Genomic DNA, 25,162 nt, shown 5'->3' on the forward strand with positions numbered 1-25,162 from the left:
CGTCAGGCGCGGCGGCGCAGCGCGGCAGCCAGCGTGTCGGTGTCGAGCGCGCGGTCGAAGTTGGCGGCGTGGCGGGCCTTCAGGCTCAGCTCCGCAGCCAGCCGCAGTTCCGCGTCGTCCGGCATGTCGGCCGCACCCAGTTCGCGCAAGGTGGTGGGCAGGCCCACCAGGGCATACCAGCGGGTCAGCTCGTCCAGCATGCCGTCCGTCCGGCTTTCCAGGTCCAACTGCACCAGCAGGCCGACCGCCACCTGCAGGCCATGCGGGGCGCTCGCCACGCCGCTGATCTTGGGCAGTCCGCGCGTCAGCGCGTGGGCGATGGACAGGCCGCCGCTTTCGAAACCGAGGCCGCTCATGAGGATCATCGCTTCCACCACGCGTTCAAAGGCCGGCGTGGGCTGGCCGCTGCCGGCAACCGCCACGGCATCCGCGCCGTCGGCCAGCAGGGTGCGCAGGCAGCCGTCGGCGATGAACTGGGCGGTGAGAGGCGGCGCGCCGTCATACATGTTGCGGCCGCCGTTGCGGCCGCATTGCTCTGCCTCGAATTTCTTCGAGACCGCGTCGCCCAGCCCGGCGAGAAAGAAATTCGCCGGCGCGGTGGCGATGACGGCGGTATCGACCAGCACGATGGTGGGGTTGAACAACATGTGCTCCACCGCCAGGAGATTGTGATGGGCGTCGTACAGGACGTAGTTCTTGCTGGTCGGCGCGTCGTTGGACGCGACGGTCGGCACGGTGATGAGATGGCAGTGCGAGGACTTGGCCACCGCCTTGCCCGCGTCCAGCGCCTTGCCGCCGCCCACCGCGATGACCATGTCGATGCCGGCCGGCGCGGCCTGCGCGCGCAATTGCGTGATCGCGGCCGGCGTCAGGTCGCCTTCGACCATCAGCGGTATCAGCGACACGTTTTGCGCCGCGCACAAGGCTTCGATTCTTGGCCCCAGCACGCCATGCACGTAGCTGTCGATGACCAGGGCCGCGCGGCGGCCGAACAGGGCTGCGTACTGTCCCAGGGTGTCCAGGGCGCCGGCGCCCTGGATGTAGCGGCTGGGCGCGCCAAAAATCTTCAGCATCGGATTTTCCTTCGGGTTTGCCTATTTGCGGGCAGCGGGGGGGCGGTAGTCGAGTTCCTTTTCGCGCTCGACCAGCCAGTCGATCATGATCTTGCCGCCCCAGACCAGATCGGCCTGGATGGCTTGCCTGGCGGCTTCGGAGTCGCGCGCTTCCAGGGCTTCCAGCACCGCTTCGTGGCGGTGCTCGTTCTGCGAATAGTCCAGGCCCGAGGTCTTGACGTGGAACACCTTGAGGATGGGGCCGGTGATCACCCAGAACGATTCCACCGTGGCGCGCAGGATGGGCTTGTTGCTGGCTTCCAGGATGGCGAAGTGGAACTTGCGGTTCAGGTAGCTGGCGCGCTTGGGATCGCTGGCGGTGCAGGAGATGAAGTCCCGTTGCAGCGCGATCAGGTTGTCCAGTTGCTTGCGCGTGATGTGCTGGGCGGCCTCGGCCGCGCCCATGCCTTCCAGGTGGAAGCGGATCTGCTGGATTTCACGCAGCTTTTCCGAATTGACGTAAGGCACGTAGACCGCGGTGGCCGCCTGCATTTCCAGGCCTTGCTCGCTGATCAGCCGGAAGATGGCCTCGCGTACAGGCGTGATGGAGACGCCCATTTCCTGGGCCAGTTCGCCAATGATCAGGCGTTCGCCGGGTTCGTACTGCCCGTTGATCAGGGCATTGCGGATTTCGTTGTAGACCCTGACGGAGAGGTTCTCTTTCTTGACCGGTTTAAGGCTGGACATGACAGGCTCAGGCTTGCTGTATTGATGGGGGCGGGTGGATTCGGGATGAATTCTATCCCGCCATGGCAAATTCGAGCGCGATGGGTATATTATATATCATATATCCTAACAGCGAAAAGGAAGCGCCATGAGGAGTGACAGGGAGGTCCCCACCGAAGGGCAGGTCGGGCTGCTGCGGGAAAAGGCCCGCCACATCCGGCTGGAGACCATCAGGTTGATCGAGATCGCCAAGGTCGGGCATTACAGCTCGGTGTTCTCGTGCGCGGAAATCTTCGCCGCGCTGTACTACGACGTGATGCGGCTGCGTCCGGGCGAGCCTCAGTGGCCCGACCGCGACCGCTTCCTGATGGGCAAGGGCCATGCGGCGGTGGGCCTGTTCCCGGTGTTGGCCGACCATGGCTTCATTGCCCGCGAACTGCTGGACGGCTACACCCGCCTGGGCAGCCCGCTGGGGGACCATCCCGACATGAGCAAGGTGCCGGGCGTGGATTTCAGCTCGGGTTCCATCGGCCATGCCTTGTCCAATGGCGTGGGCATGGCGGTGGGCGGGCGCATGAGCGGGCGCGACTTCAACGTCTTCGTGCTGCTGGGCGATGGCGAGATGCAGGAAGGCCAGGTCTGGGAGGCGGCGCTCTTTGCCGCCCACAACCGCCTGTCGCGCCTGGTCGCCATCATCGACCGCAACGGCTACCAGCTGGACGGCAAGGTCGACGACGTCATGGGCGTGGAATCGCTGAAGGAAAAATGGCAGGCCTTCGGTTGGGAGGTGCACGAAGTGGACGGCCATGACCTGGCGGAACTGACCGCCTTGCTGCGCCGCCTGCGCGCAGACGAATCGCGCGCCAGGCCGGCCTGCGTGATAGCAAAGACCATCAAGGGCAAGGGCGTCTCCTACATGGAAACCGAGCCGGGCTGGCACCTGGGCTACCTGGCGCCGCAAGATGCGCAAAGCGCCGTCGAAGAAATCCTTTCCCGCGAGATCTGAATGGCACAGGCACAAGTTCTCTCTCCCGATTCCTGGCAGTACCGCGCACTGAACGCGGTGAACCCCGGGCTGTCCTATCTTTCCGACGCGTTGATCGAATTGGCTGCGGCCGGCCATCCGGTGGTCGCGGGTTCGGCCGACCTGCAGTACTCCAACGGCCTGAACCGCTTTGCCCAGGCCTATCCCGACCGCTATGTGCAGTTCGGCATTTCCGAGCAGAACATGGTGTCGGCCGCGGCAGGCCTGGCGACCACGGGCATGATGCCCTTCGTCGCGACCTTCGCGTCCTTCCTGGGTCTTCTGTGCTGCGAACAGATCCGCATGGACGTGGCGTATACCAAGCTGCCCGTGCGCCTGATCGGCCACCACACCGGCATCAGCCTGGGCTTTTACGGCACCTCGCACCACGCCACCGAAGATATCTCGACGATGCGGGCGCTGGCGGGCCTGACGGTGGTCTCGCCTGCCGACGGTCCGCAGCTGGCATCCGCCATCAAGGCATCGGTGGACTGGCCCGAGCCGATCTACTTCCGCATCGGCCGCGGCCGCGACCCGCAGGTTTACGAAGATGGCGTGCCGTTCGAGTTCGGCCGCGCCATCGTCCATTCCAGCGGTTCGGACCTGAACATCATCGCCTGCGGCATCACCGTGCACGCGGCCCTGGCCGCCGCCGAGCAGCTGCGCGGCGAAGGATTGTCGGTGGGCGTGATAGACATGCCCACTATCAAGCCCCTGGACCGCGACGCCGTGCTGGCCGCGGCAGGCAAGTCCCGCGTGCTGATGACGGTGGAAGAGCACAACGTGCTGGGCGGGCTGGGCTCGGCCGTGGCCGAGGTGCTGGCCGACGCGGGCACAGGCACGCGCCTGCGCCGCCATGGCATCTACGATGAATACAGCCTGATTGCGCCGCCCACCACCCTGTATGCGCACTACAAGCTGGACGCGGACGGCATCGCCGACGTCGCGCGCGCCACGCTCCGGCCCTGAGACATGGAGACAGACATGAAGGAAATCACCGGCACCACGCGCCTGTTCGGCATCCTGGCCGATCCCATCCACCACGTGAAGACGCCGCAGCGCATGAACGAGCATTTCGCCGCCATCGGCTTCGACGGCGTGTGCGTGCCGTTCCACGCCCGGCCGGACAACCTGGCGGAGGTGGTCGCCGGGCTGCGGCGGCTGGAGAACCTGGGCGGTGTCATCGTCACGGTGCCGCACAAGACCGCGATACTGGACCTAGTGGACGACGCCACCCCCGTGGCGCGCAAGATCGGCGCGGCCAACGTGGTGCGCCGCGAGGCCGACGGCAAGCTGGTGGCGCACATGCTGGACGGCGAGGGATTCGTGCGCGGCCTGCAAAGCGCGGGCGTGTCGCCGCAGGGCAAGAGCGCCTATCTGGCGGGGGCGGGCGGCGCGGCCAACGCTATCGGTTTCGCGCTGGTCCAGGCCGGCGTGTCGCGGCTGACCATCGCCAATCGCACCACGGCCAAGGCCGAGGATCTGAAGGCGCGCATCCTGTCGCTGCATCCCGGCGCCCGGATCGATGTGGGTACGGCCGACCCCTCGGGGCATGACCTGGTGGTCAACGGCACTTCGCTGGGCATGAAGCCGGACGATGCCTTGCCGCTGGAAGCCAGCCGCCTGACGCCGGACCAACTGGTCTGCGAAGTCATCATGCAACCCAAGGACACGGCGTTGCTGCTGGCGGCGCAGACCCGCGGCTGCAAGGTGCACTACGGCGCGCCGATGCTGGCCTGCCAGATCGAGCTGATGGCGCAGATGCTGGGCGTGGCGGCGGACCAGCCGGCCGACGCAGGACGCTGACGGGTATGAGCGACTACGACTTCATCATTGCCGGGGGTGGCACGGCGGGTTGCATCCTGGCCAACCGCCTGAGCGCCGACGGCAAATACCGCGTGCTGATGCTGGAGGCCGGGCATGAAGCCCGCAGCATGTGGATCTCGATCCCGGCGGGCTTTTCCAAGCTGCTGGTGAACCCGGAATACAACTGGCGCTTCGCCACCGAGCCTGAAGACAACGTCCATGGCCGCAGCATCGCCGTGCCGCGCGGCAAGGGCGTGGGCGGTTCGACGCTGATCAACGGCATGATCTACGTCCGGGGCCAGCCGCAGGATTACGACGGCTGGGAGGCGGCGGGCGCGACCGGCTGGGGGTATAACCAAGCCGAGCGCATCTTCCGCAAGATCGAATGCTACGAACCCGGCGACGCCAGCCGCGGCAAGAACGGTCCCATGCATCTGGAAGAAGTCGCCGAACGCTTTCCCATATCGGATGCCTTTCTGCAGGCAGCGCAAGAAGACGGCCAGCCCTTGAATCCCGACTACAACGGCGGCAGCCAGGAGGGCGTGGGCTACTACCAGGTGCTGCAGCATCGGGGCAGGCGCTGGAGCGTGGTGGACGGGTACTTGAAGCCCGCCTCGGGCCGCAAGAATCTCAGCGTGGAATGCGGCGCGCACGTGACGCGGCTGGTGTTCGAGGGCAAGCGCTGCGTGGGCGTGGCCTATCGCAAGAACGGACGGGAGCACATCGTGCGCGCGCGGCGCGAGACGCTGCTGTGCATGGGCGCGGTGCAGTCGCCGCAACTGCTGGAGCTGTCCGGCGTTGGCAATCCCGCTTTGCTGCAGTCATTCGGCATCGCGCCGGTGCTGGCGCAGCCGCAGGTGGGCGAGAACTATATCGACCACTTCGCCACCCGCATGAACTGGCGGGTGAAGGGCACGGTGACGCTTAACGAGATGTCGCGCGGCTGGCGCCTGGCGCAGCAGGTGGCGCGCTATTACGCCAGCCACAAGGGCATCCTGACCCTGGGCACGGGGCTGGTGCACGGCTTCGTGAAAAGCGCGCCGGACCTGCCCGCGCCCGATGTGCAGTACTTCTTCGTGCACGCCAGCTACGCCAATGCGGCCGAACGCATCCTCGACCAGCATCCCGGCATGACGATAGGCGTGGCGCAGCTGCGGCCCGAGTCGGTCGGATCCATCCACATCAAGTCCGCGGACCCGCAGGCGGGGCCGGCGATCCGGCCCAACTTCCTGTCGGCCCAGGTGGACCGTGACAGCCTGGTGGGCGGCATGCTGGCGGCCCGGCGCATCGTCGGCCAGCCGGCCATGCGGCGCTATGTCGAATCGGAGATCAGCCCCGGCGCGGCGGTGGACAGCTACGACGAATGGCTGGACTTCGCGCGGCACAACGGCCAGACCATCTACCACCCCATAGGCACCTGCCGCATGGGTTCCGATGCCGCAGCCGTCACCGACGTGCGCTTGCGCGTGAACGGCCTGTCCGGCCTGCGCGTGGTGGATGCCTCGGTGATGCCGAAGATGGTGTCCGGCAATACGCAGGGCGCTGTCATGATGGTGGCCGAGCGGGGGGCCGAGATGATCCTGGAGGACGCGGCGCAGGCCTAGCCGTACCCTCATTGGAAAAAGGCGCACGGGGCCAACCGGTCCGTGCGCCTTTGCACTTCAGCGGATGAGGAAGCCTGCGCCGACCGGGTCGTTCTTGTCGATCACCCAGCGCGCCGTGCCCAGGATGCTGGCCGTGCCCTTGACCGTGGGACGCACGGCGCGGGTGCCGTTCAGGTCCACCTCGCCCAGCAGGCAGCCTTCGAACACGCCGCTGCCCAGCAGGCCTTCCGACTTGATCGGCTGGTTCAAGCCCATCTTGCCGCGCGCTTCGAACATGGCCATCATCGCGCTGGTGCCGGTGCCGCCAGGCGAACGGTCCAGCTGGCCGGCGCTGAACACGTGCACGTTCTTGTAGAACGCGCCTTCGATGGTCGGCTGGTGCCAGAAGGTGATGAAGTTCAGGTTGTTGATGTGGGCCTCGGTCGGGTGCTGGATGCGGTGGCGGGCATTGAGCTGGTCGCGCACGATCAGGCCCATGCGCGACAGCTCCGTGCCGTTGTCTGGCGAGATGCGCAGGTCGCAGCCCGACAGGTCGACGATGCCGAAGTAATTGCCGCCCCAGACGATGTCGGCCGACAGCTTGCCGTAGCCGGGCAATTCCACCGGAATGTCCTGCGCGGCCACGTAGGCAGGCACGTTCTCGAAGCGCGTCCACAGCACGTTGTCGCCCTCGGAAGCCACTTCCGACACGACCAGGCCGGCGGTGGTTTCAAAGCGGATCTTGGTGATGCCGTCCTTGCCGCGGGGCACCAGGCCGTTGGCCACCATGGCCATGCTGACCGCGATGGTGCCGTGGCCGCACATGTGCGAATACTCGGTGCCGTCGATGTAGATCAGGCCCGCGTCGTATTCGGGGCTGGACGGCGGCGTGAGGAACACGCCGAACATGTCCTTGTGGCCGCGCGGCTCGCGCATCAGCGCCTTGCGCAGCCAGTCGTAGTTCTGCTCCAGGAAGGCGCGCTTCTCCAGGATGGTAGAGCCGGCGGGGTAGGGGATGCCGCTATGCACGATGCACAGGGGCTCGCCTTCGGTATGGGTATAGATGACATCGAACGCGTCTTGCTTGCGCATGACTGTGGCTCCAGACAGTAGGGTAGGGAAGAAAGGTTATTTGCCGCGTTCGGACAGCATGTCCAGCCCGACGGTCAAATCCAGGATGACGATGGCGATCACCGCAACCACGATCGTGGCGCCCGATACGGCTGCGATGGTCGGATCTATCGTGTATTGCACGTAGTTGAAGAGCTTCACGGGGATGGTGTTCAAGTCCGCCGTGGTGTTGAAAATCGACAGCTCCACGTTGATCCAGGAAGAGATGAACGCGAAGATCGAACCGGTGACGATGCCTGGGCGGATCTGCGGCAGCACCACCAGGAAGAAGGTCGTCCACGGGTTCGCGCCCAGGTCGGCCGAGGCTTCTTCCAGCGCGCGCTGCTCCGGCGTCAGCAGGGTCAGCGTGGACCGCAGCACGAAGGGCGCGATGATGACGATGTGCCCGATCAGCAGGGACAGGAAGCTGCGCGTCAGGCCGAAGTACGCGCCGTATTGCAGCAGCGCCGCGCCCAGCACGATGTGCGGCAGCACCAGCGGCGACATCAGCACCGAGGTCAGCGCGGCCTTGCCCGGGAACTCGTAGCGCGCCACCGCCAGCGCGGCCGGCACCGTCAGCAGCACGGCCGCGGCCGTGGCCGCCAGCGCCAGCACCGTGCTGGTCGTGAACGCGGCGACGTAGCCGGCCTCGATCAGCAGCGTGCGGTACCACTCCAGCGTGAAGCCCTTGGGCGGAAACGCCAGGTAGGGCGTGGACGTGAACGAGGAACCCAGGATCACCACCAGCGGCAGGGCCAGGTAGGCCAGTACCCCCAGGGCGACCAGGCGGATCAGGTTGCGGGCGATCATCGCACGGCTCCCGGCAGGACGGCGGCGCGGTTGGCAAGCGCCACCAGGATCAGGGTGAACACCAGCAGCACCATGCTCAGCGCGCCGCCGTAATGGAAGTCGAACACCGTGCTGTACTGCTGGAAGATCAGCATCGACAGCACCGACACACGTCCCCCCGACAGCAGCGCAGGCGTCACGTAGGCGCTGACGGCCAGGGTGAAGACCATGATGGCGCCGGACACCACGCCGGGCAGGGTCAGCGGCCAGGTGATGTGGAAGAAGGTCGCCGTGGGACTTGCGCCCAGGTCGGCCGAGGCCTGCTCGCAGGCGGGATCGACCCGCGCCAGCGCATTGCCCACCGCCAGCACCACGAAGGGCAGCAGCACGTAGACCATGCCGATCAGGATGCCCAGCTCGGTGCCGATGAAACGCATCGGACGGTCGGCGATGCCCGCGCCCACCAGGGCCTGGTTGACCAGCCCGTTGCGGCCCAGCAGCACCATCCAGCCGAAGGCGCGCACGATATTGCTGGTGAACAGCGGCACCACCAGCAGGATCACGCAGAAGCGCCGCCAGGCCTGCCAGCGCACCACGCGCACCAGATACCAGGCCAGCGGATAGCCCAGGACCACGCAGGCGACCGTGGTGAAGAACGCCAGCCGGAAGGTCACCAGGATCACGTCCCAGTGGTACTGGTCGCCCAGCACGCGCAGGTATTGCTGCGGAGTCAGGGTCAAACCATCGGCGCCGCCGGTGATGCTGGCCAGCGCCACCACCGCCAGCGGCGCCAGGAAGAAGGCCGCGAAGAACAGCACGGGAGCCGCCAGCAGCAGGCCAGGCGAACGCCAGGCGCGCGCGTTCATGGCCGTTCACCGATCAGGTGCAGGTGTTCCGGCGCGAAAGCCAGGCGCGCCGCGGCGCCCGGGCCCAGCCCCGACGGCGCAATGCCGCCGTGGCGCGCCACCAGGACCTGTCCGCCGATGTCCACGTGGATCATGCAGTGGCTGCCCACGTTGATGACGTCGGTGACCGTGCCGTTCAGCGCAAGCGCCGCCGATTCATCGGCCAGGCGCAGATCCTCGGGCCGCAACACCGCCACGCCGCGCGCGGGCGCGGCCTTGCCCGGGAACGGCACGCGCAGTCCCTGGGCATCCAGCTGCAGCACATCGTCGTTGGCGGTGTACGGCATGAAGTTGGCGTCGCCGATGAACTCGGCCACGAAGCGGGTGGCGGGATGCCGGTAGATCTCGGTCCCGCCGCCCACCTGTTCGATCTTGCCCGCATGCATGACCACCACCCGGTCGGCCATGGTCATGGCTTCTTCCTGGTCGTGCGTGACGAAGATGAAAGCGATGCCCAGCTTGGCCTGCAGGTGCTTGAGTTCCAGCTGCATGCGCTTGCGCAGCTTCAGGTCCAGCGCCGACAGCGGTTCGTCCAGCAACAGCAGCTTGGGCTGGTTCACGATGGCGCGCGCCAGCGCCACGCGCTGCTGCTGGCCGCCGGACATTTCGCGGGGATAGCGCGGACCGAAGTCCGCCAGGCCCACCATGTCCAGCGCCGACCGGGCGCGCCCGGCCGCTTCCTGCTTCGACGCGCCCTGGCGCCGCGGGCCATAGGCCACGTTTTCCAGCACGTTCATGTGCGGAAACAGCGCATAGTTCTGGAACACCGTGTTCAGCGGCCGGTGGTGCGCGGCCAGGCGGCTGATGTCCTGGCCTTCAATCAGGATGCGGCCCGATTCGGGCCTGAGAAATCCGGCGATCGAACGCAGCAGGGTGGTCTTGCCGCAGCCGCTGGGACCAAGCAGGGCCACGAACTCTCCCTGTTGGATCTCCAGATCGATGCGGTCCAGCGCCTGATAGGCGCCAAAGCGCATCGACACGCCTTCAATGGTAAGCAAAGCGGACATGTTCTATCCCGGTCTAGCGCTTGCGGGCAACCTGGCGGTTCCAGGCGTCCGTGACCTCGGCGCGGCGGCTGTTGATGAGGTTCCAGTCGAACAGGCTCAGGTTCTTGACCGAGCCGTCCGCGCCCCAGGGCAGCTTGCGCGCCACGTCCTTCGGCACCTGCACATCCTTGACGGCGGGGCCCAGGTACAGGCGCGTGGCCAGGCAGGCGGCGGCATCCGGCGTGAGCGCGGTGTCGATGAACTTCTGCGCGGCCGCCTTGTTCGGCGCGTTCTTCACCAGATGCAGGCGCGCATCCGTGGCCCAGGCGCCTTCCTTGGGCACGGCGAAGCCGATGGGCAGTCCCTTGTCGATCAGATCCCAGGCGCCCACGTTGAAGTGCGCGCCGATGATGGCCTCGCCGCTCTGGTAGGCGTTGGTGGCTGCGCCCGAGCTGTCGAAGAACAAGGCCGTGTCCAGCGACGCAAGCTTGGCGTACAGCGGCGCCAGGTTGGAAGGATCGACAGAGAACACTCGCGCCAGGAAGAAGATGAACGGCACGCCCGACGAGTTCGCCGGCGAAGGAATGGCGACCGCGCCGGCATACTCGGGCTTCCACAAGTCCTTCCAGCTGGCGGGCGCCTGAGGCACTTCCTTGGTGTTGTAGGCGATGCCCAGCGAGTAGTAGCCGGTGCTGACCGCGTAGGCGCTGTCGCCATTGCGGTACACGCCCTGGTCGATGACGTTCTTCAGATTGGGAATGCCGGCGGGATCCAATGCGTCCAGCACGCCGGCTTCCGCGGCCAGTTCGCTGATGCCGCCGTCCATCCACGCCACGTCTATGGTGGGCGCGCCCTTCTGCTGCTGCAGCTTGGCCAGCGTGGTGGTGGACGTGCCCACTTCCGGCACCACAGTCACGCCGGTGGCCTTGGTGTAGGGCTCGGCCACGCAGGCGCGAAACGCGTCGCCCCAGTTGCCGCCGTACCAGGCGACGGTGATCTTCTGCTGCTGGGCCAGCGCCTGGCCGGCGGCCAGCAGTCCGGCTCCCAGCAATGCGGCGCGCAGCGCGCGGCGGGTAGGTGTTGCCATGTCGGATTCCCCTTGTCGATTTATCGGGTCCGGTCTGCCTGCGCCGGCGGGCGCTGCGGGACGGAGCCATAGGTGCATCTTGGGCGATCCCCGGGAAAACCAGCTTGAAGGCCTGGGACAAAAACTTGAATAATTGCGACATGGAAACCGCTATGCCCGCCTCGACGTCGTCTTTCTCCTATGACGGTGAGTGCAGCGCCCTGCCTCAGGGGAAACCCGCACTGACCGTGGGTATCGTGCTGCTGGACCAGTTCACGCTGGCCGCCTTTGCCGGATTGGTGGACGTGTTGCGGCTGGCGGGCGACCACGGTGGACGCAGCCGCCAGATCCATACTGCATGGCGCGTCATGAGCTGGGATGGCAAGCCGCGCTGCTCCAGCGCGGGCCTGACCATAGACGTGGCCGATGGCCTGCCCGAAGACCCGGCCCAGTTCGACTACATAGCGGTTTGCGGCGGCAACGACTACTTCAACGGCCGCCTGCCCGACCCCCTGCGCGACTGGCTGCAACTGGCGGCGGCGCAGCGCGTGCGGCTCTTGGGCATCTGCACCGGCACCTTCGCGCTGGCGCAGGCTGACGTCATCGGGCCGCGCACGGTCTGCGTACACTGGAATGTGCTGGACACCTTTCGCGAACGTTTTCCGCAGACGCGGGCGGTGGTGGACCGGCTGTTCGTGGATGAAGGCGACCTGATTTCCTGCGCAGGCTCCACGGCCGCGATCGACCTGGGGCTGTACCTGGTGGCCCGGCATTGCGGGCGTGACAAGGCCCAGCAGGCGATGCGGCACATGATGCTGCAAGGCGTGCGCCCGGGGCGGGTGCCGCAGGCGCATTTCCACACGGACCTGTCGGGCATCCAGGATCTGCGCGTGCGCCAGGCCGCGCACTTCATCGAGCAGCGCATCGACAACCCGCCGCCGCTGGATGCGATTGCGCGCTACGTCGGCGTCGGGCGCAGGCAGCTGGAGCGCGCCTTCCGCCTGGCCACTGGCATGTCGCCGATGGCGTTCCAGCGGCAATTGCGGCTGGAATACGGCAGCTGGCTGCTCTTGAACAATCCCAGCAGCATCACTCAGATCGCGCTGGACTGCGGGTTTGCGGACGGCGCGCATTTCTCGCGCGATTTCCGCGCGCATTTCGGCCAGTCGCCGCGCCAGTATCAGCAGGCCGCCGGCCGCGACGGCGGAGTCAGCGTGTTTCCCGCCTGAGGCTTCTGCACGGCTCGTTCCGGCGCCGGCAGGCCCTTGGGCTTATCAACGGAAGGAGACGACATGACCTATGACCTTTGGTACTGGGACGGCATCCCCGGACGCGGCGAGTTCGTGCGCCTGGCCCTGGAGGCCGGCGGCATTCCGTATCGCGAATGCGCACGCCAGCCCGGCGCGGACGAAGGCACGCTGGTGGCGGACCTGAGTTCGGCGCGCAAGCATCCGCCGTTCGCGCCGCCATATCTGGTCGCGGGCAAGATGACGCTGGGGCAGACCGCCAACATCCTGCTGTTCCTGGGCGAAAAGCACGGCCTGGCGCCGGACTCGCAGGAAGGGCGGCTGTGGGTGAACCAGCTTCAGCTCACCATCGCCGACATGGTGGCCGAAGCGCACGACACGCATCATCCGATATCCGCCAGCGAGTACTACGAAGACCAGAAGACCGAGGCCGCGCGCCGGGCGCGCTGCTTCCGCGAAGAGCGCATGCCCAAATTCCTGGGCTACTTCGAACTGGTGTTGGGCGGGCCGCAGGCCTGGCTGGCGGGCGGCAAGCGCTGGACCTATGTGGACCTGTCGTTGTTCCATCTCGTGGACGGCCTGCTCTACGCCTTTCCGAAACGCATGGCGACCCTGGCCGTGCGTTATCCGAACGTCATGGCGTTGCATGCGCGCGTGGCGGCGCTGGCGGAATTGCAGTCCTACTTCGACAGCGGCAGGCGCCTGCCTTTCGGGGAGGGGATTTTCCGCCGATATCGCGAATTGGACGCGGCTTGAGTCCGGATAAACCCTGGTGTTGCTGAATCCCTATTTTTTTGATGGGTGTCTTGAAAATCTTGAGACCCGCTCATTTTTAAGATTAAATATTTGCAAATTGTTAGATAAATATTTCCATTTGTCTCGCGGCAGATAGGTCGAACGGCTTCAAACCACCCGGACGCCGGGCAGGAGACGTCAAGATGAAATGGATCACTCTCAGCCAACTGCTACGCCGGGACCGTGGCATGCAGAAGGCAGACATGCTCGGGCAGATCGCTGCGATCCACAACGCCCAGGCCGTCATCGAGTTCGACCTGGACGGCCACGTGCTGGCGGCGAATTCGAACTTCCTGGACACCATGGGCTACGCGCTGGACGAGATCGCGGGGCAGCACCACCGCATGTTCGTCGACCCGGCGGAGCGCGCATCGGCCGCCTACGCGGAATTCTGGAACCGGTTGCGGCAGGGGGGCCGCGATGCGGGGCGCTACCGCCGCATCCGCAAGGATGGCAGCGACGTCTGGCTGCAAGCCTCGTACAACCCGATCTACGACCGCCATGATCGGCTGGTCAAAGTGGTCAAGTACGCCGTCGACATCACCGCGCAGCAGCAGCGGCAGGCGGACGTGGAAGGCCAGTTGGCGGCGATCTCCAAGGTCCAGGCCATCATCGAGTTCGAACTCGACGGCATCATCATCCGCGCCAACGATCTGTTCCTGGGCGCGGTGGGCTATCGCGCGGACGAAATCCAGGGACGTCATCACAGCATGTTCGTCCCGCCCGAGGAGGCGCGCGGCGAGGCATACAAGGAGTTCTGGCGCAGGCTGCGCAACGGCGAGCATGACACCGGGCAGTACCTGCGCATCGGCAAGGGCGGCCGCCAGGTCTGGATCGAAGCCAGCTACAACCCGATCTTCGATGCCGAGGGCCGGCCGGTCAAGGTCGTCAAGTACGCCACCGACATCACGCGGCGCTTTACCGCCGCCCAGACCTTGCGTGTCGCGGTCCAGGGACTGACCGAAAACGCCGAACGCGCGGGCCAGGCCAATACGCTGGCGTTGGACGCCTGTCGCGTGGCCGAGCAGGGCGGCCATACGGTGCAGGAAGTGGTGCAGACCATGGGCGGCATCACCCAGAGTTCACGCCGCATTTCGGAAATCATCGGGGTCATGGACGGCATCGCCTTCCAGACCAACATCCTGGCGCTGAACGCCGCCGTCGAGGCCGCGCGCGCCGGCTCGCACGGCAAGGGCTTCGCCGTGGTCGCGGCCGAGGTCCGCAGCCTGGCGCAGAACAGCGCGGCGGCGGCCAAGGAGATCAAGGACCTGATCACTTCGTCGGTGCAGCAGGTCGAGAGCGGCGCGCGCCAGGTCCAGTCGGCAGGCTCGACCATGGACGATATCGTCGCATCGTCGCGCCGCGTGACTGAAATCATGGCGGAGGTGGTGGAGGTGTCGCTGGCCCAGTCCGCCAGGCTCGGCGAGGTCACCGAGGACATCACGCAGCGGGCAGGAGAGCCCGCGCGCGCCGCGCCGCCCACCGCCTCGGTCAGGCCCATGGCCCCCGCTCTGCGGGCCAGGCCAGCCGCCAATGGACCGCTGCAGCCGCAGGCCGAGCGGCAATACGTGCGCTACTGAGCCGGCGCCGCCGGGCCGATGCGCTATAAAGACGGTATTGATCTGAACCCGCAGGCCCGGGCAGGAACCCTCCGCCCGGGCCGCGCCATTTGCGGCCACCAACCATGACCGAATCCGAAGCACTGGCTCTCGCCTCGCACCGCCATTACAAGGGCGGCCTCTACCTTTATGTGGGCACCGCCCGCCACTCCGAAACCGAGGAGTCCCTGGTGGTCTATGAACACTTGTGGCCTCACGAGCGCGGCTTGTGGGTGCGTCCGGCCGATATGTTCTTCGGTCAGCTGCCCGACGGCACGCCCCGCTTCGCGCCCTTGCGGCCGGTGGAGTAGGGCCGTGGCGTTCTATTACCGGCGGCCGCGCGCAAGCGGCGCTGCGCCTGCCCGCGCAACGGGCGCAAAGGCCGGCAGTGAGGCGCTGGCGGCCGCGTTGCAGGCATTGCGCGGCCCGTTCATCGTCGCCGACTTGGAAACCACCGGCCTGTCCACCGCCACCTGCGAGATCCTGGAGTTCGCGGCGGTGCGCGTGGGCGCGGCAGGCGCGCTTGAGCGGGAGTACACGCAGGTCGTGCGCACGCGCGGACCGGTGCCGTCCTTCATCAGCCGCCTGACCGGCATCACGCAGGCGGAAGTCGACCGAGACGGCGTGCCGGTGGCGCAGGCGTTTTCCTCCTTCCTGGATTTCGTGGAAGACCTGCCGGTGTTTTTCCATAATGCTTCGTTTGACCGGCGCTTCCTGGGCGCGGCGGCGGACCAGACCGGCCTGCCGTTCGCCAACTCGACCCATTGCACGCTGGCGCTGGCGCGGCGCGCATGGCCGGAGCTGCCCTCGCACAAGCTGGAAATCCTGGCGCGCCATGTCGGCGCCTCGGATCCCACCCACCGCGCGCTGGCAGACGTGCGCACCACCGTGGCCGTGGCGCTGGCGGCAAGCTCCCGCCTGGCCGCGGGCTAGGAGTTTCGATGTCCGACCTGGAACATATCCGGCTGGCCGTGCGCCGGTTTACCGAAGAGCGGGAGTGGCAGCCCTTTCATACGCCCAAGAACCTGGCGATGGCGCTGGCCGGAGAGGCGGGCGAACTCGTATCCCTGTTCCAGTGGCTGAGCGAGGCCGAGTCGCGCAAGATGCCGCCCGAGAAGCTGGCGGACGCCGCGGACGAAATAGCGGACGTGCAGATGTACCTGGTGGCCCTGGCGGACCAGCTCGGCATCGATATCGCCGACGCGGTCACGGCCAAGATGGTCAAGAATGCGCGGAAATATCCGGCGGATCGGTTTCGCGGCAGCGCGCGCAAGTACGACGATCCGCCTGAACAGTCCTGACTCGCGCGCGGCGCGGCCAGGCCGGCCGCCTCAGAGCACTTTTTGCTCGTGATGCACCTGGGGCGGTTCGACGAAAAAGCCCGCCACCAGCTTGCGCCATTCCTGGAAATCGCTGGATTCGCGGAAATCCACCATGTGGTTCTCTACGGTTTCCCAAGCCACGACCAGCGTGTAGCGCTGCGGCTGTTCGATGCTGCGGTACAGCTCCATGCCGTGGCAGCCGCGGGCCCGCAAGAACAACGGTTTCGCCTGCGCGACGCCCGCCTCGAACAGCGCTTCCTGTCCTTCGCGGACATGGATGCTGGCAATCTCCTGGATCATGGTCTGGTCTCCAAACAGATGAGGCCGGGTAGCGCCCGGCCGGCCGCCGTAGTATCGCTGAAATTTCCGCGCCGGGCGTGTTTCGGACCCTGCCGCTTCCGTTGTGCGCGTTAGGGAAATTGCCCGAGGCGGCCACCCTCATTCCCATCCATAAAGTTGAACCCGGGCGCGCGCGCCGCGTGGCTTGCGCCGATTCCCTCGTCCATACGCACGGCCGCCGCGCAAGATCGCCGCAAATCTGGCCGATTGTTTTACAGCTTGGTGTCGTCCATCGGGACTCGGTCGCCCGTTTAGGCGATATCGACTTGCCTAGGACGGAGCAATCATTCCGTACCAATACGAAAGTCCCACGCCTTTCGTCATTGTCCAGGCGTGGCGCTGAGCGGTAACGGTCCGCGCCGGTCGGTCGCCGGTAATCGTGAATCCGTGCATGCACGGAGCAGGAGGAGCTGAAATGAAAAAGCTCATGGCAGTCGCCGCGTTGTCCTTGTTCGCTGTCTCGGCCTATGCGGACCCTGGTGGCTCAATCACGGGTCACGCGGGCGCAATCAATGGCACCGCGTCATCCATCTCCACGGGCAGCTCCGTGGCCGCCACCCAGATCAATGGCTACGGTTCATCCACCCAGGTGTCGTTCGGCATGACAGGCGGCGTTGCGGAAGTGGGCGGCAGCTTCAGCCGCGATGGCACGCAAGTGGTCACCAGCACGCGCCAGTACGCCAATAGCGATTCGTACGGCCATGTCTCGGGCAACGCGCCCATCATGGTGGGCGACAGCATCGCTAACGGCAGCGCCACGTTTGCCCAGACTGACACCAGCGCTTCGGCGACGGGTTCGTTCCATGCGGTGAATGTGGGTGCGTTCGGGTCGATACACGGCATCGGCCCGGTGGGCCATGTCGGCGGTTTCAATCACTGACCCAGTTATCCGGACGGCTTCGGCCGTCCGGGCGAGGGGACATCATGAAGACCATAGTGCTTGCCATTTCCCTGTCGCTGGCGGCGGTGTCCGCCAGCGCCCAGACCAGCAGTTCCAGCGCGACGACATCGGCATCCTCGGGATCGACCAACGCCGGCAACAATCAGGGCATCACGCTCAACTCCAGCAACAGCGGGTCCAGCACGCTGCGCAGCGTGCCGCCGCTGGGCGGACAAAGTTTCTACGGTTCTTTCTCGTCCGACAGCTGCATGGTTTCGGCGGGCGGAGGCGGCGCCGTTGTCGGCTTCGGCATGAACATAGCGATCCCGATCGAGGACCAGAAGTGCAGCCTGCGGCGCAACTTCGAGCGAACCATGCAGGCGGCCGCCTCGACCAGGGATGCGGACCGTTCGCGCCGTCTGGAGACCGCGGCCATCGACATCCTGTGCCAGACCGACGATCGCACCAAGGCGGCGCTGGTGGCGCAGGGGCTGTGCACCAATCCCGCGTTGACGACAGCGGATCACCGCTTCGACAGCAATGCGGTCGCGCAGGCGGCGCCGCCTGCCGGCGGCCCGGTCCTGGCCGACCGGCCTGTGCCGCCCGCGCCTCCTGCGCCCGAGGCGCAAGCCTATCCGGTGCGCAGCGTGCAGAGCGCCGCGCTGGCGTCGCCGCCGCTGCGCAACCGAACCTATACCGATCTGTACACGCCGGGCTGATGCTGGGGCCCGCTCGTCCCGGCGGGGCGGGACAAGGGAGGGATGATTCAGGATTGGGCGGGCGGCGGTACGGCGAGGGGAGCCGCCGCCGGCTGGGGGGCCGACGCCAGCAGCATGGTGGGCGGCGAAGATACTTCCAGGCCCGCGTCATGCAGGCGCTTGAGCAGGGTGAACAGCAGGGCGCTGCGCACGCCGTAGGCCGCCCGGGGGGAGGACACGTAGCCCTTGGCGTTGAAGACCAGATTGCCGCCTTCGATGCCATCCAGGAAGACGTTGGGCGCGGGCGTGTCCAGCACGTCTTCGTGGTCGGAGAAGGCCTGCAGGATCAATTCGCGCACCTGTTCGGCATCGGTGGAGAGCGGCAAAGGCAGCTTGATCTGCACCAGCCCCAGCGGGTTCGAGCGGGTCACATTGCGTACGGTTTTGGTGACGAACTCCGAATTCGGCACGATCACCGTGGAGCGGTCCCCCATCTGGATTTCCGTGGCGCGCACGTTGATGCGCAGGATGTCGCCCTCGACGCCGCCTAGCGACACCCAGTCGCCCACCTTGACGGGGCGCTCGGCCAGCAGGATCAGGCCGGACACGAAGTTCTGCACGACCGCCTGCAAGCCAAAACCGATACCCACCGACAGCGCGCTCGCGATCCACGCCACGCGTTCCAGGCCGATGCCCGCGGCCGAAAGCGACAGCGCCACGGCGATCACGAAACCTGCATAGCCGAACAGCGTGGCTGCCGACAACTGCATGCCCGGGTCCAGTTCGGTCGTCGGCAGGTAGCGGTTGGACAGCCAGCGCTTGAGCATCTTCACGGCCAGCAGCGACAGCGCCAGCACCAGCAGCGCCTGCAGCACGGCGCCGGGGCGGATCTGGGCTTCGCCGATGGCGAGTCCCTTGCGCAGCTGGTCGAAGCGCTGCAGCAGGTCCATCGGCGCTTCGCCGAAGGGCGCGGCCAGGAGAATCACGGCCAGCAGGCCGACCGCCACGCGGCCCACGCCCGACAGCAGCACGGCGGCCTGGTCGCGCATGCTGGGCGCTTCGTGCTCGCCGCCGTCGCGGTGCGAGGTGCCGAGCAGCGTGCTGAAGCCGTCCTCGATCAGCGTCGACAGCAGATAGGCGGAGGCCAGCACGATCAGCACCCACAGCACCTGCTTGACCATGAAACTGCCGAACGCCACATAGCCCGCCAGCAGGCTGGCCAGGCTCAGGATCAGCACGGTCCACACCGCTCCCAGCAGCAACGAGACCCAGAACGGGATCGGCGTCTCGCTTTCTTGCATGGCCTGGCGCCGCAGCCGGCGGCTGATGGCCAGCACCGCGCCCAGCATCGCCATGGTCAGGACGGCGACGATGCCGGTCAGTGTGATGGTGGTGGTCAGGCTCGCGTTCAAGAGCACCGGCAGTCGCTCGGCCAGCCAGATCATCACCACCAGCACGCCCAGCACGGCGGGCAGCCAGCGCAGGCGCGCCGCCACGATGTCGCTGACGGGCGGCAGGCGCCACGACGGCCGGTTCGCGGACAGGAGCGCATAGCCCAGGCCGGACACGTAGCCGCCGAAGCAGACCGTTCCCACCAGGTTCGCGAGCAACGACGAGGTGTTGTCGCTCAGCTGCGAATTCCAGTCCAGCCCCATATGGATCAACAGCGCGACGACGCCCGGCGTGGCAACGGCCAGGACCACATGCGTGACCGCAAGAAAGGAGCGGCGCAGGCGCCCCGGCGGCACGCGCGTGGCAGTTATCCGCAACAGGACCCGGCCGATGGCGATACGCAGGGCGATCGTCAGCGCGATCGCCGCGCCCAATAGCAGCCAGCCCCATTTCGGCGTCTGGCCGACCGCGGTAGCGAGGTCGTCGCGCAGCGCTTCCAGCCGTTCGAGGTCGCGCGGGAACTCCTCGCGGAACTCGGTCCAGAATTGGTCGGACAGGAACGAGTCGCGTCGCTCGCCCAGGCGCGCCTGGAACTGCTTGCGCCGCTGCGCCGATATCTGTTCGGCCGTTTGCCCGGCATCCACGGACAGCAGCCTGGCCAGCTTGATCTGCGCATCCAGCGCCCGGCTGGTCTTGTCCAGTTGCATACGCTGGGCCGCAACGTCGGACGCTTCCTTGACGCCTTCGGGCGGCGTGCCCAGTTCGCTCAAGCGGGCCGTCACGCTGGCCAGCTGGGGCGTCAGGGCCTCGGCGGCGGCGTCGGCCTTGGACTGGATGTCCAGCGCGTCGCCGCGCTGCTTCACCAGGGTGGCGTCATCGGTCTCGTCGGCAACGCGCTTGCGGATGTCGTCGATCTGTTTGCGCGCGGTTGCCAGCGCCGCTTCCGTGTCGGCGGGCGTGGGCGGCGCCGCGGCATGGGCCGGCAGCAGGAAAAGGACTAGCAGCAGCGCCGCAATCAGCGTCGTGAAAATCGACGCGCGGGCGCGGTGAGGCCGCGCGCGCAGGGGAATGGAAGTCTGTGTCATGTTCTGGGGCGAGTCGCTCGCATTCGAGGCGGGAGCATAGCAAGCCGCCGCCTCATTCGTTGCAACAAAAACGAGCGCTGCGGCCCTATTTGTTTTGGCGTGCTCGGCGGCTATCGCGCGGGCGCGGACCAGGGATAGAAATAGGGCCGGATAGGCGGCGGAAGGCCGCTGGCAGGGCGTGCCGGGCGCGGCGTCCGCAAACCATATTTACGAGGTCAACGTTTGGATTCAACTCAAACAGCACGGACGCTCGGCGCGGCCTGCTTTTTGGGCTTGCCCAGTACCGCGTCGCATACCTCCAGCCAGGCGCGGGCGGCATAGGACAGATAGCCGGACTGCTGCCAGATATGGCCGACTTCCCATTGCATGCCGGACTTGGCCAGCTTGGCGGTGCTCAAGCCGCGCGTTTTCATGCGCTGCATCAGGGGTTCGGGCAGTAGCGCCACGCCCAGGCCCGCCGAAGCCATTGCCACCAGGAAGTCCCAGTGCGCGCTCTGGGCCGCGATGCCGGGCTGGAAACCGGCATCGGCAAACGCCTGCCGCAAGCGCCGGGTCATGGCGAAGTCGTCCGTGGGTATCAAGAGGCGCGCGTCGCGCAGGGCGGAGAGCGGCAGCGAGGTCTTGCCGGCCCAGGGCGCGTCGGGCGGGCCGATCACCCAGATCGGGTAGCTGCCGAAGGGCTGGGCGGCCAGGCCGCCGTCCGGCGCGATCGGCAGTATGGTCGCGCCCACTTCCAGTTCCCCGCTCGCCACCAGTCCTTCCACGGCCTGGCCGGTGCCTTCGCGCAGGGTCAGGTGTATGCCCGGATGCAGTTCACGGAAGCGCTTGACCACCGGCGTGAACAGCAGGTTGATCATGGGCGGGATGCCGACTTCCAGCGCGCCCCGGCGCAGGTCCGCGGTCTGGCGCAGTTCTTCCGATAGTTGGCGCATCGTTTCCAGCACCTGCAGGCCGCGTTGGTACATGACCCGGCCGGTATCGGTGGGACGGGCTGTGTGGCCGTCGCGGATCAAGAGCGGCGTGCCGGCCTCTTCTTCCAGCTGGCGGATCATCTTGCTCACCGTCGACTGCGTCACGAACAGCGTCTTGGCCGCCTGCGTGAAGCTGGCGTGCCTGACGGTTTCGACGAAGTACCGCAATGCGCGCACGTCCATGGACCGGAATTCCCCCGCGCGTTGCGCGCAAAACATTCAAACGATGAAAAAAGCGACTTGTTTGGATGATTTTAAGTCATTACGAGATTTGAGCCGGCCTTCCTATACTGCGGAAAATTCGTTCCCGGGCCGCCTCGAGTCGGCCCTGGAGCCTTGGGAAACGCCGCGTCAGACGGCGCCTGGGCGCATGGCGGCAATGCCGCGCCCCGCCGCACGTAGGCCCTTGAATCTGGAGACACCATGCATCTCGACCGTATCCGCCACCCTGGGCTGCGCGCCAAGATCACTTCCGCCGATCAGGCGGCTTCGCTGGTACAGGACGGCATGACCGTCGGAATGAGCGGCTTCACCCGCGCGGGCGACTGTAAATCGGTGCCGGCGGCGCTGGCAGCCCGCGCCGAGCGCGAACCGTTCTCCATCACCCTGATCACCGGCGCGTCGCTGGGCCATGACACGGACAAGATGCTGGCGCAGGCCAATGCGCTGGCGCGCCGCATGCCGTTCCAGGTCGACACCACCCTGCGCCGCAAGATCAACCAGGGTGAAATCGCCTTCATCGACCAGCACCTGTCCGAAACCGTCGAGCAGTTGCGCGCGGGCCATATCGGCCCCATCAACGTGGCCATCATCGAGGCCGCCGCCATCACCGAGACCGGCGCCATCGTGCCGACCATGTCGGTGGGCAACTCCGCCTCCTTTGCGCAGCAGGCGGACGTCATCATCATCGAGCTGAACATGGGCGTGCCCGCCGCCATCGAGGGCCTGCACGATATCTACGTGCCCGAAGCCCGCCCGGCGCGCCAGCCCATCGGCCTGGTTTCTCCCGACCAGCGCATCGGCCAGTCCTGCATTGAAGTGGACCCGGCCAAGATCGCCGCCATCGTCATCACGCAAGAGCCGGACAGCCCGTCCAATGCCTTGCCGCCCGACGAGGAAACCAATGCCATCGCCGGCCACATCAATGATTTCCTGCGCCGCGAGGTCGACGCCGGTCGCCTGACTAACGAGCTGCTGCCCTTGCAGGCGGGCATCGGCACCATCGCCAACGCGGTGCTGCACGGCTTCGAGTCGTCCAGCTTCGAGAACCTGACGATGTACTCGGAAGTGCTGCAGGACAGCGCCATCGAACTGCTGGACCAGGGCAAGCTTGCATTCGCGTCGGCCTCTTCGATCACGGTGTCCAAGCCCGTGTACGAAAAGATCCTGGCCAACATGGAGCACTACCGCGAGCGCATCGTGCTGCGCCCGCAAGAGATCAGCAACGCGCCCGAGATCGTGCGCCGTCTGGGCATCATCGCCATCAACACGGCGCTGGAGTTCGACATCTACGGCAACGTCAATTCCACGCACGTGGGCGGCACCCACATGATGAATGGTATTGGCGGTTCGGGCGACTTCGCGCGCAACGCGCACCTCGCGATCTTCGTGTCCAAGTCCATGGCCAAGAACGGCGACATCTCCAGCGTGGTGCCCATGGTGTCTCACGTCGACCACACCGAGCATGACGTGGACGTGCTGGTCACGGAATGCGGCCTGGCGGATCTGCGCGGCCTGGCGCCGCGTGAACGCGCGCGCGCGGTCATCCAGAACTGCGTGCATCCGTCCTACCGCGACGCCCTGCAGGACTATTTCGACCGAGCCTGCGAGCGTGGCGGCCAGACGCCGCATCTGCTCGAAGAAGCGTTTTCCTGGCACCAGCGTTTCAATGAAACCGATACGATGCGGCCAGCCAGCCCGGCTGCGCGCAAGGTGGCCTGAGGCCCGCCGCAAAGTGTGACTGCCGTCGCCGCGGCGCCTGCCGGTGTTTGCGTGCGTAGCGCATCCCGGCTTGCGGACCGTGGTTTCCGCTGGCGCCGCGATTTGGTAGAGGTAAAGCAGCGGAGGCTGCTTTACCTTTTTTTTGCCTGGCCTTTCTTGCCGGGGCCGGACTTGGGGGCGCTCAGGTTTTCGCGCGACATCTCCAGCTCGTCGCGCAGCCACTGCTTCAGTTCCACCAGCGGCGCCCAGTCGCGCAGGCTGGGCCGGTAGACCAGGTGATAGGTCTGCGCCTGTTCGTACTCGATGCTGATCGGGGAAATCTGCACCAGCCGGCCCGAGCACAGCGCGTCCGCGGCCAGCAGTTGGCGTCCCAGCGTGATGCCCAGGCCCTGCTCGGCGGCCTGCATCATCATGCCGGCATCGTTGAAGGAGGCCACCGGCGTGATGGGCGTGTCCAGCCCTGCGGCGCTGAACCAGGTTTGCCAGAGCTCGCGCTCGCCCAGCAACGGTTGGCGCGCGAGCGTCTGCGGCGAATGATCGGGGAGCGCCGCCGCGGTTTCCGGCGATGCCAGGACGATCAGGGGCAGGGGCGTGTCGAACAAGGTCTCCGATTCCACACCCGGCCAGGGGCCGCGCCCAAAACGCAGCGCGGCATGAAAACCGTCGCGCAACAGATCCACCACTTGCTGCGAGGTCTCGATTTCCAGCGTCAGGCCCGGATTGCGCTCGCGCCACCGCGCCATGCGCGGCAACAGCCAGCGTTGCGCGAAAGAAGGCAGCACCGACACACGCAAGCGTTGTTCACTGCCCGAGGCCGCGGCCGACGCTGCCATCGTCCCTTCGTCCAGCAGCGCCATGGCGCCCTGCACACTGCACAAGAGCGCGGCGCCAGCCGAATTCAGGACGATGCCCCGCCCGCTGCGCTCGAACAGGGGAAAGCCCAGTTGGGTTTCGAGCACCTTGATCTGCTGGCTGACGGCGCTGTGGGTCAGATGCAGCCTTTCGGCGGCCGCGCGCAGGTTCTGCAATTCGGCCACGGCGCGGAAGGCGGGGAGGGTGCTGAGCGGCAGGCGCATGGAGAGGACCCAGTAAGAGATTGGTCATCATAGCTTACCGATACCCCCAAAACAATTCGATTTTCAGCCGAGTATTGGGCGACTACGCTTACCAAAGTGCATAAACACCTGGAGCCCATCATGTCCGCACAGCTTTGCACCCCGTCTTCTTCCGCCCTGGCCGCCATTTCCAGGGATCGTCAGCAGTCCGCCGCCCAGCCCGTCACGGCGCCGTCCGCCGAATTGGCAGCGCCCCGCGTGGGATTCATCGCGATGCTTGCGGCCGCCTATCGCAAGCGCCGCAATGAAGCGCGCCTGCGTCATCTGGCTGCCGATCTGGATGAGCACATGCTGCAGGATATGGGCGCACCCAGATGGCTGATGAACGAAGCCGCAGTCAAGCGCGACCTGGCGCGCTTGCGCGACGCGGACTACCTGCGCTGGTAGCCGGGGCCTTTTGCCCCTGATGGGCGCCCCACCCGGCGTTATTGTCTACTCCCCCCGCGGCCCCGCCTTCTATATATAGAAGGCGGGGCCGCGCGCTTGCCAGGGAGATGACCTGTCTTCCAGCTATATATAGCCTAGCGGGTGGTGCAAGAGCGGCGCCGCTAGCGGGGCGCTGCAGATCGCGGAGACATCTGGAACAAATATTTGGCTGCACGGCATGACGCGCAGAAAACTTGTGCTATAGTCTCGCTCCTTCGCAGTTCGGACAGTTTTGAACCGCGAAGCCAAGCAAGCACAACAGGTCGGGCAAGAGGATTCGAGCCAGGTCTGCCGCAAAGCAGTCAG

General features: G+C 66.4%; 25 protein-coding genes. 14 read left to right on the plus strand and 11 right to left on the minus strand.

The window, feature by feature from the left end; all coding sequences use genetic code 11:
• Positions 1-2: 2 nt before the first annotated feature.
• On the minus strand, positions 3-1,073 hold the full coding sequence (locus HV766_RS24650; RefSeq protein ID WP_119450649.1) for a glycerol dehydrogenase: 1,071 nt from the start codon (positions 1,071-1,073) through the stop codon (positions 3-5).
• 21 nt (positions 1,074-1,094) lie between these two features.
• Complete coding sequence (locus HV766_RS24655; protein WP_054457814.1) at positions 1,095-1,799, minus strand: GntR family transcriptional regulator; 705 nt, start codon at positions 1,797-1,799, stop codon at positions 1,095-1,097.
• Positions 1,800-1,926: 127 nt separating this feature from the next.
• Here HV766_RS24655 and HV766_RS24660 point away from each other — a divergent pair, with 127 nt between their 5' ends.
• From HV766_RS24660 to HV766_RS24675, 4 genes are read left to right on the plus strand one after another with little or no spacing between them, the layout of a single operon-like run.
• Positions 1,927-2,784 (plus strand): transketolase, encoded by an 858-nt coding sequence (locus tag HV766_RS24660; RefSeq protein ID WP_175182000.1) that lies wholly within the window; start codon positions 1,927-1,929, stop codon positions 2,782-2,784.
• Positions 2,785-3,771, plus strand: a complete 987-nt coding sequence (locus HV766_RS24665; protein WP_054457812.1) for a transketolase family protein — start codon at positions 2,785-2,787, stop codon at positions 3,769-3,771. It begins immediately after the preceding gene.
• A 15-nt stretch (positions 3,772-3,786) separates the two neighbouring features.
• Positions 3,787-4,608 (plus strand): shikimate dehydrogenase family protein, encoded by an 822-nt coding sequence (locus HV766_RS24670; protein WP_175182001.1) that lies wholly within the window; start codon positions 3,787-3,789, stop codon positions 4,606-4,608.
• 5 nt (positions 4,609-4,613) lie between these two features.
• Entirely contained in the window at positions 4,614-6,212 is a 1,599-nt protein-coding gene (locus HV766_RS24675; RefSeq protein ID WP_175182002.1) for a GMC family oxidoreductase, read from the plus strand.
• 57 nt (positions 6,213-6,269) lie between these two features.
• Here the strand turns inward: HV766_RS24675 and HV766_RS24680 are convergent, their stop codons facing one another.
• The 5 genes from HV766_RS24680 to HV766_RS24700 are packed head-to-tail and all read right to left on the minus strand — an operon-like array spanning position 6,270 to position 11,068.
• Complete coding sequence (locus tag HV766_RS24680; RefSeq protein ID WP_054457809.1) at positions 6,270-7,283, minus strand: proline racemase family protein; 1,014 nt, start codon at positions 7,281-7,283, stop codon at positions 6,270-6,272.
• Between the two features lie 36 nt (positions 7,284-7,319).
• Positions 7,320-8,111 carry an ABC transporter permease gene (locus HV766_RS24685; RefSeq protein ID WP_054457808.1) on the minus strand — a complete coding sequence of 264 codons (792 nt, stop codon included), beginning with the start codon at positions 8,109-8,111 and terminating at the stop codon, positions 7,320-7,322.
• A complete protein-coding gene (locus HV766_RS24690) occupies positions 8,108-8,956 on the minus strand; it encodes an ABC transporter permease (protein ID WP_175182003.1) in 849 nt (282 codons plus the stop codon). The genes HV766_RS24685 and HV766_RS24690 overlap by 4 nt, the downstream gene beginning before the upstream one ends.
• Entirely contained in the window at positions 8,953-10,002 is a 1,050-nt protein-coding gene (locus HV766_RS24695; protein WP_175182004.1) for an ABC transporter ATP-binding protein, read from the minus strand. Before HV766_RS24695 ends, HV766_RS24690 begins: the two co-directional genes overlap by 4 nt.
• Positions 10,003-10,015: 13 nt before the next feature.
• Positions 10,016-11,068, minus strand: a complete 1,053-nt coding sequence (locus HV766_RS24700) for an ABC transporter substrate-binding protein (RefSeq protein WP_054457805.1) — start codon at positions 11,066-11,068, stop codon at positions 10,016-10,018.
• Positions 11,069-11,220: 152 nt separating this feature from the next.
• On the opposite strand from HV766_RS24700, the gene HV766_RS24705 reads away from it, so the two are divergent.
• The 6 genes from HV766_RS24705 to HV766_RS24730 all read left to right on the plus strand — a co-directional run bounded on the left by HV766_RS24705 (position 11,221) and on the right by HV766_RS24730 (position 15,988).
• Positions 11,221-12,276, plus strand: a complete 1,056-nt coding sequence (locus HV766_RS24705; protein ID WP_225590506.1) for a GlxA family transcriptional regulator — start codon at positions 11,221-11,223, stop codon at positions 12,274-12,276.
• 63 nt (positions 12,277-12,339) lie between these two features.
• Complete coding sequence (locus HV766_RS24710) at positions 12,340-13,050, plus strand: glutathione S-transferase (protein WP_175182005.1); 711 nt, start codon at positions 12,340-12,342, stop codon at positions 13,048-13,050.
• 182 nt (positions 13,051-13,232) lie between these two features.
• Positions 13,233-14,669, plus strand: a complete 1,437-nt coding sequence (locus HV766_RS24715) for a methyl-accepting chemotaxis protein (protein ID WP_175182006.1) — start codon at positions 13,233-13,235, stop codon at positions 14,667-14,669.
• 104 nt (positions 14,670-14,773) lie between these two features.
• The gene (locus HV766_RS24720) at positions 14,774-14,998 is read left to right on the plus strand and encodes a DUF1653 domain-containing protein (RefSeq protein WP_054457802.1); all 225 of its coding nucleotides are present in this window, start codon (positions 14,774-14,776) and stop codon (positions 14,996-14,998) included.
• Between the two features lie 4 nt (positions 14,999-15,002).
• Positions 15,003-15,620, plus strand: a complete 618-nt coding sequence (locus HV766_RS24725; protein ID WP_119450657.1) for a 3'-5' exonuclease — start codon at positions 15,003-15,005, stop codon at positions 15,618-15,620.
• Between the two features lie 8 nt (positions 15,621-15,628).
• Positions 15,629-15,988 carry a nucleotide pyrophosphohydrolase gene (locus HV766_RS24730; protein ID WP_119450658.1) on the plus strand — a complete coding sequence of 120 codons (360 nt, stop codon included), beginning with the start codon at positions 15,629-15,631 and terminating at the stop codon, positions 15,986-15,988.
• A gap of 30 nt (positions 15,989-16,018) precedes the next feature.
• Here the strand turns inward: HV766_RS24730 and HV766_RS24735 are convergent, their stop codons facing one another.
• Positions 16,019-16,309 (minus strand): antibiotic biosynthesis monooxygenase family protein, encoded by a 291-nt coding sequence (locus tag HV766_RS24735; RefSeq protein WP_054457800.1) that lies wholly within the window; start codon positions 16,307-16,309, stop codon positions 16,019-16,021.
• A 454-nt stretch (positions 16,310-16,763) separates the two neighbouring features.
• Between HV766_RS24735 and HV766_RS24740 the strand changes: the two genes are divergently transcribed.
• The gene (locus HV766_RS24740) at positions 16,764-17,228 is read left to right on the plus strand and encodes a hypothetical protein (protein WP_119450659.1); all 465 of its coding nucleotides are present in this window, start codon (positions 16,764-16,766) and stop codon (positions 17,226-17,228) included.
• Between the two features lie 44 nt (positions 17,229-17,272).
• Positions 17,273-17,947 (plus strand): hypothetical protein, encoded by a 675-nt coding sequence (locus HV766_RS24745; protein ID WP_119450660.1) that lies wholly within the window; start codon positions 17,273-17,275, stop codon positions 17,945-17,947.
• 47 nt (positions 17,948-17,994) lie between these two features.
• On the opposite strand, the gene HV766_RS24750 is transcribed toward HV766_RS24745, so the two are convergent.
• Together HV766_RS24750 and HV766_RS24755 are read right to left on the minus strand one after the other, a co-directional pair.
• On the minus strand, positions 17,995-20,403 hold the full coding sequence (locus HV766_RS24750; RefSeq protein ID WP_175161534.1) for a DUF3772 domain-containing protein: 2,409 nt from the start codon (positions 20,401-20,403) through the stop codon (positions 17,995-17,997).
• A gap of 233 nt (positions 20,404-20,636) precedes the next feature.
• On the minus strand, positions 20,637-21,557 hold the full coding sequence (locus tag HV766_RS24755) for a LysR family transcriptional regulator (RefSeq protein WP_175182007.1): 921 nt from the start codon (positions 21,555-21,557) through the stop codon (positions 20,637-20,639).
• 240 nt (positions 21,558-21,797) lie between these two features.
• On the opposite strand from HV766_RS24755, the gene scpC reads away from it, so the two are divergent.
• Positions 21,798-23,315: a succinyl-CoA:acetate CoA-transferase ScpC gene (gene scpC / locus HV766_RS24760; protein WP_119450663.1), complete on the plus strand. Its 1,518-nt coding sequence runs from the start codon at positions 21,798-21,800 to the stop codon at positions 23,313-23,315.
• Positions 23,316-23,446: 131 nt separating this feature from the next.
• Here scpC and HV766_RS24765 read toward each other — a convergent pair whose 3' ends face one another.
• Positions 23,447-24,391 (minus strand): LysR substrate-binding domain-containing protein, encoded by a 945-nt coding sequence (locus HV766_RS24765; protein ID WP_119450664.1) that lies wholly within the window; start codon positions 24,389-24,391, stop codon positions 23,447-23,449.
• A gap of 120 nt (positions 24,392-24,511) precedes the next feature.
• On the opposite strand from HV766_RS24765, the gene HV766_RS30240 reads away from it, so the two are divergent.
• A complete protein-coding gene (locus HV766_RS30240) occupies positions 24,512-24,817 on the plus strand; it encodes a hypothetical protein (protein ID WP_225590505.1) in 306 nt (101 codons plus the stop codon).
• The last annotated feature ends 345 nt before the right edge of the window (positions 24,818-25,162 follow it).

This window comes from Achromobacter aegrifaciens, from assembly GCF_902859735.1.
Taxonomy (GTDB): Bacteria; Pseudomonadota; Gammaproteobacteria; order Burkholderiales; family Burkholderiaceae_B; genus Achromobacter; species Achromobacter aegrifaciens.

Bases quoted from the DNA above. Each gene is read 5' to 3' on its own strand.
- HV766_RS24650 (WP_119450649.1), bottom strand. From the start codon at position 1,073: ATGCTGAAGATTTTTGGCGCGCCCAGCCGCTACATCCAGGGCGCCGGC.
- HV766_RS24655 (WP_054457814.1), bottom strand. From the start codon at position 1,799: ATGTCCAGCCTTAAACCGGTCAAGAAAGAGAACCTCTCCGTCAGGGTC.
- HV766_RS24660 (WP_175182000.1), top strand. From the start codon at position 1,927: ATGAGGAGTGACAGGGAGGTCCCCACCGAAGGGCAGGTCGGGCTGCTG.
- HV766_RS24665 (WP_054457812.1), top strand. From the start codon at position 2,785: ATGGCACAGGCACAAGTTCTCTCTCCCGATTCCTGGCAGTACCGCGCA.
- HV766_RS24670 (WP_175182001.1), top strand. From the start codon at position 3,787: ATGAAGGAAATCACCGGCACCACGCGCCTGTTCGGCATCCTGGCCGAT.
- HV766_RS24675 (WP_175182002.1), top strand. From the start codon at position 4,614: ATGAGCGACTACGACTTCATCATTGCCGGGGGTGGCACGGCGGGTTGC.
- HV766_RS24680 (WP_054457809.1), bottom strand. From the start codon at position 7,283: ATGCGCAAGCAAGACGCGTTCGATGTCATCTATACCCATACCGAAGGC.
- HV766_RS24685 (WP_054457808.1), bottom strand. From the start codon at position 8,111: ATGATCGCCCGCAACCTGATCCGCCTGGTCGCCCTGGGGGTACTGGCC.
- HV766_RS24690 (WP_175182003.1), bottom strand. From the start codon at position 8,956: ATGAACGCGCGCGCCTGGCGTTCGCCTGGCCTGCTGCTGGCGGCTCCC.
- HV766_RS24695 (WP_175182004.1), bottom strand. From the start codon at position 10,002: ATGTCCGCTTTGCTTACCATTGAAGGCGTGTCGATGCGCTTTGGCGCC.
- HV766_RS24700 (WP_054457805.1), bottom strand. From the start codon at position 11,068: ATGGCAACACCTACCCGCCGCGCGCTGCGCGCCGCATTGCTGGGAGCC.
- HV766_RS24705 (WP_225590506.1), top strand. From the start codon at position 11,221: ATGCCCGCCTCGACGTCGTCTTTCTCCTATGACGGTGAGTGCAGCGCC.
- HV766_RS24710 (WP_175182005.1), top strand. From the start codon at position 12,340: ATGACCTATGACCTTTGGTACTGGGACGGCATCCCCGGACGCGGCGAG.
- HV766_RS24715 (WP_175182006.1), top strand. From the start codon at position 13,233: ATGAAATGGATCACTCTCAGCCAACTGCTACGCCGGGACCGTGGCATG.
- HV766_RS24720 (WP_054457802.1), top strand. From the start codon at position 14,774: ATGACCGAATCCGAAGCACTGGCTCTCGCCTCGCACCGCCATTACAAG.
- HV766_RS24730 (WP_119450658.1), top strand. From the start codon at position 15,629: ATGTCCGACCTGGAACATATCCGGCTGGCCGTGCGCCGGTTTACCGAA.
- HV766_RS24735 (WP_054457800.1), bottom strand. From the start codon at position 16,309: ATGATCCAGGAGATTGCCAGCATCCATGTCCGCGAAGGACAGGAAGCG.
- HV766_RS24740 (WP_119450659.1), top strand. From the start codon at position 16,764: ATGAAAAAGCTCATGGCAGTCGCCGCGTTGTCCTTGTTCGCTGTCTCG.
- HV766_RS24745 (WP_119450660.1), top strand. From the start codon at position 17,273: ATGAAGACCATAGTGCTTGCCATTTCCCTGTCGCTGGCGGCGGTGTCC.
- HV766_RS24750 (WP_175161534.1), bottom strand. From the start codon at position 20,403: ATGACACAGACTTCCATTCCCCTGCGCGCGCGGCCTCACCGCGCCCGC.
- HV766_RS24755 (WP_175182007.1), bottom strand. From the start codon at position 21,557: ATGGACGTGCGCGCATTGCGGTACTTCGTCGAAACCGTCAGGCACGCC.
- scpC (WP_119450663.1), top strand. From the start codon at position 21,798: ATGCATCTCGACCGTATCCGCCACCCTGGGCTGCGCGCCAAGATCACT.
- HV766_RS24765 (WP_119450664.1), bottom strand. From the start codon at position 24,391: ATGCGCCTGCCGCTCAGCACCCTCCCCGCCTTCCGCGCCGTGGCCGAA.
- HV766_RS30240 (WP_225590505.1), top strand. From the start codon at position 24,512: ATGTCCGCACAGCTTTGCACCCCGTCTTCTTCCGCCCTGGCCGCCATT.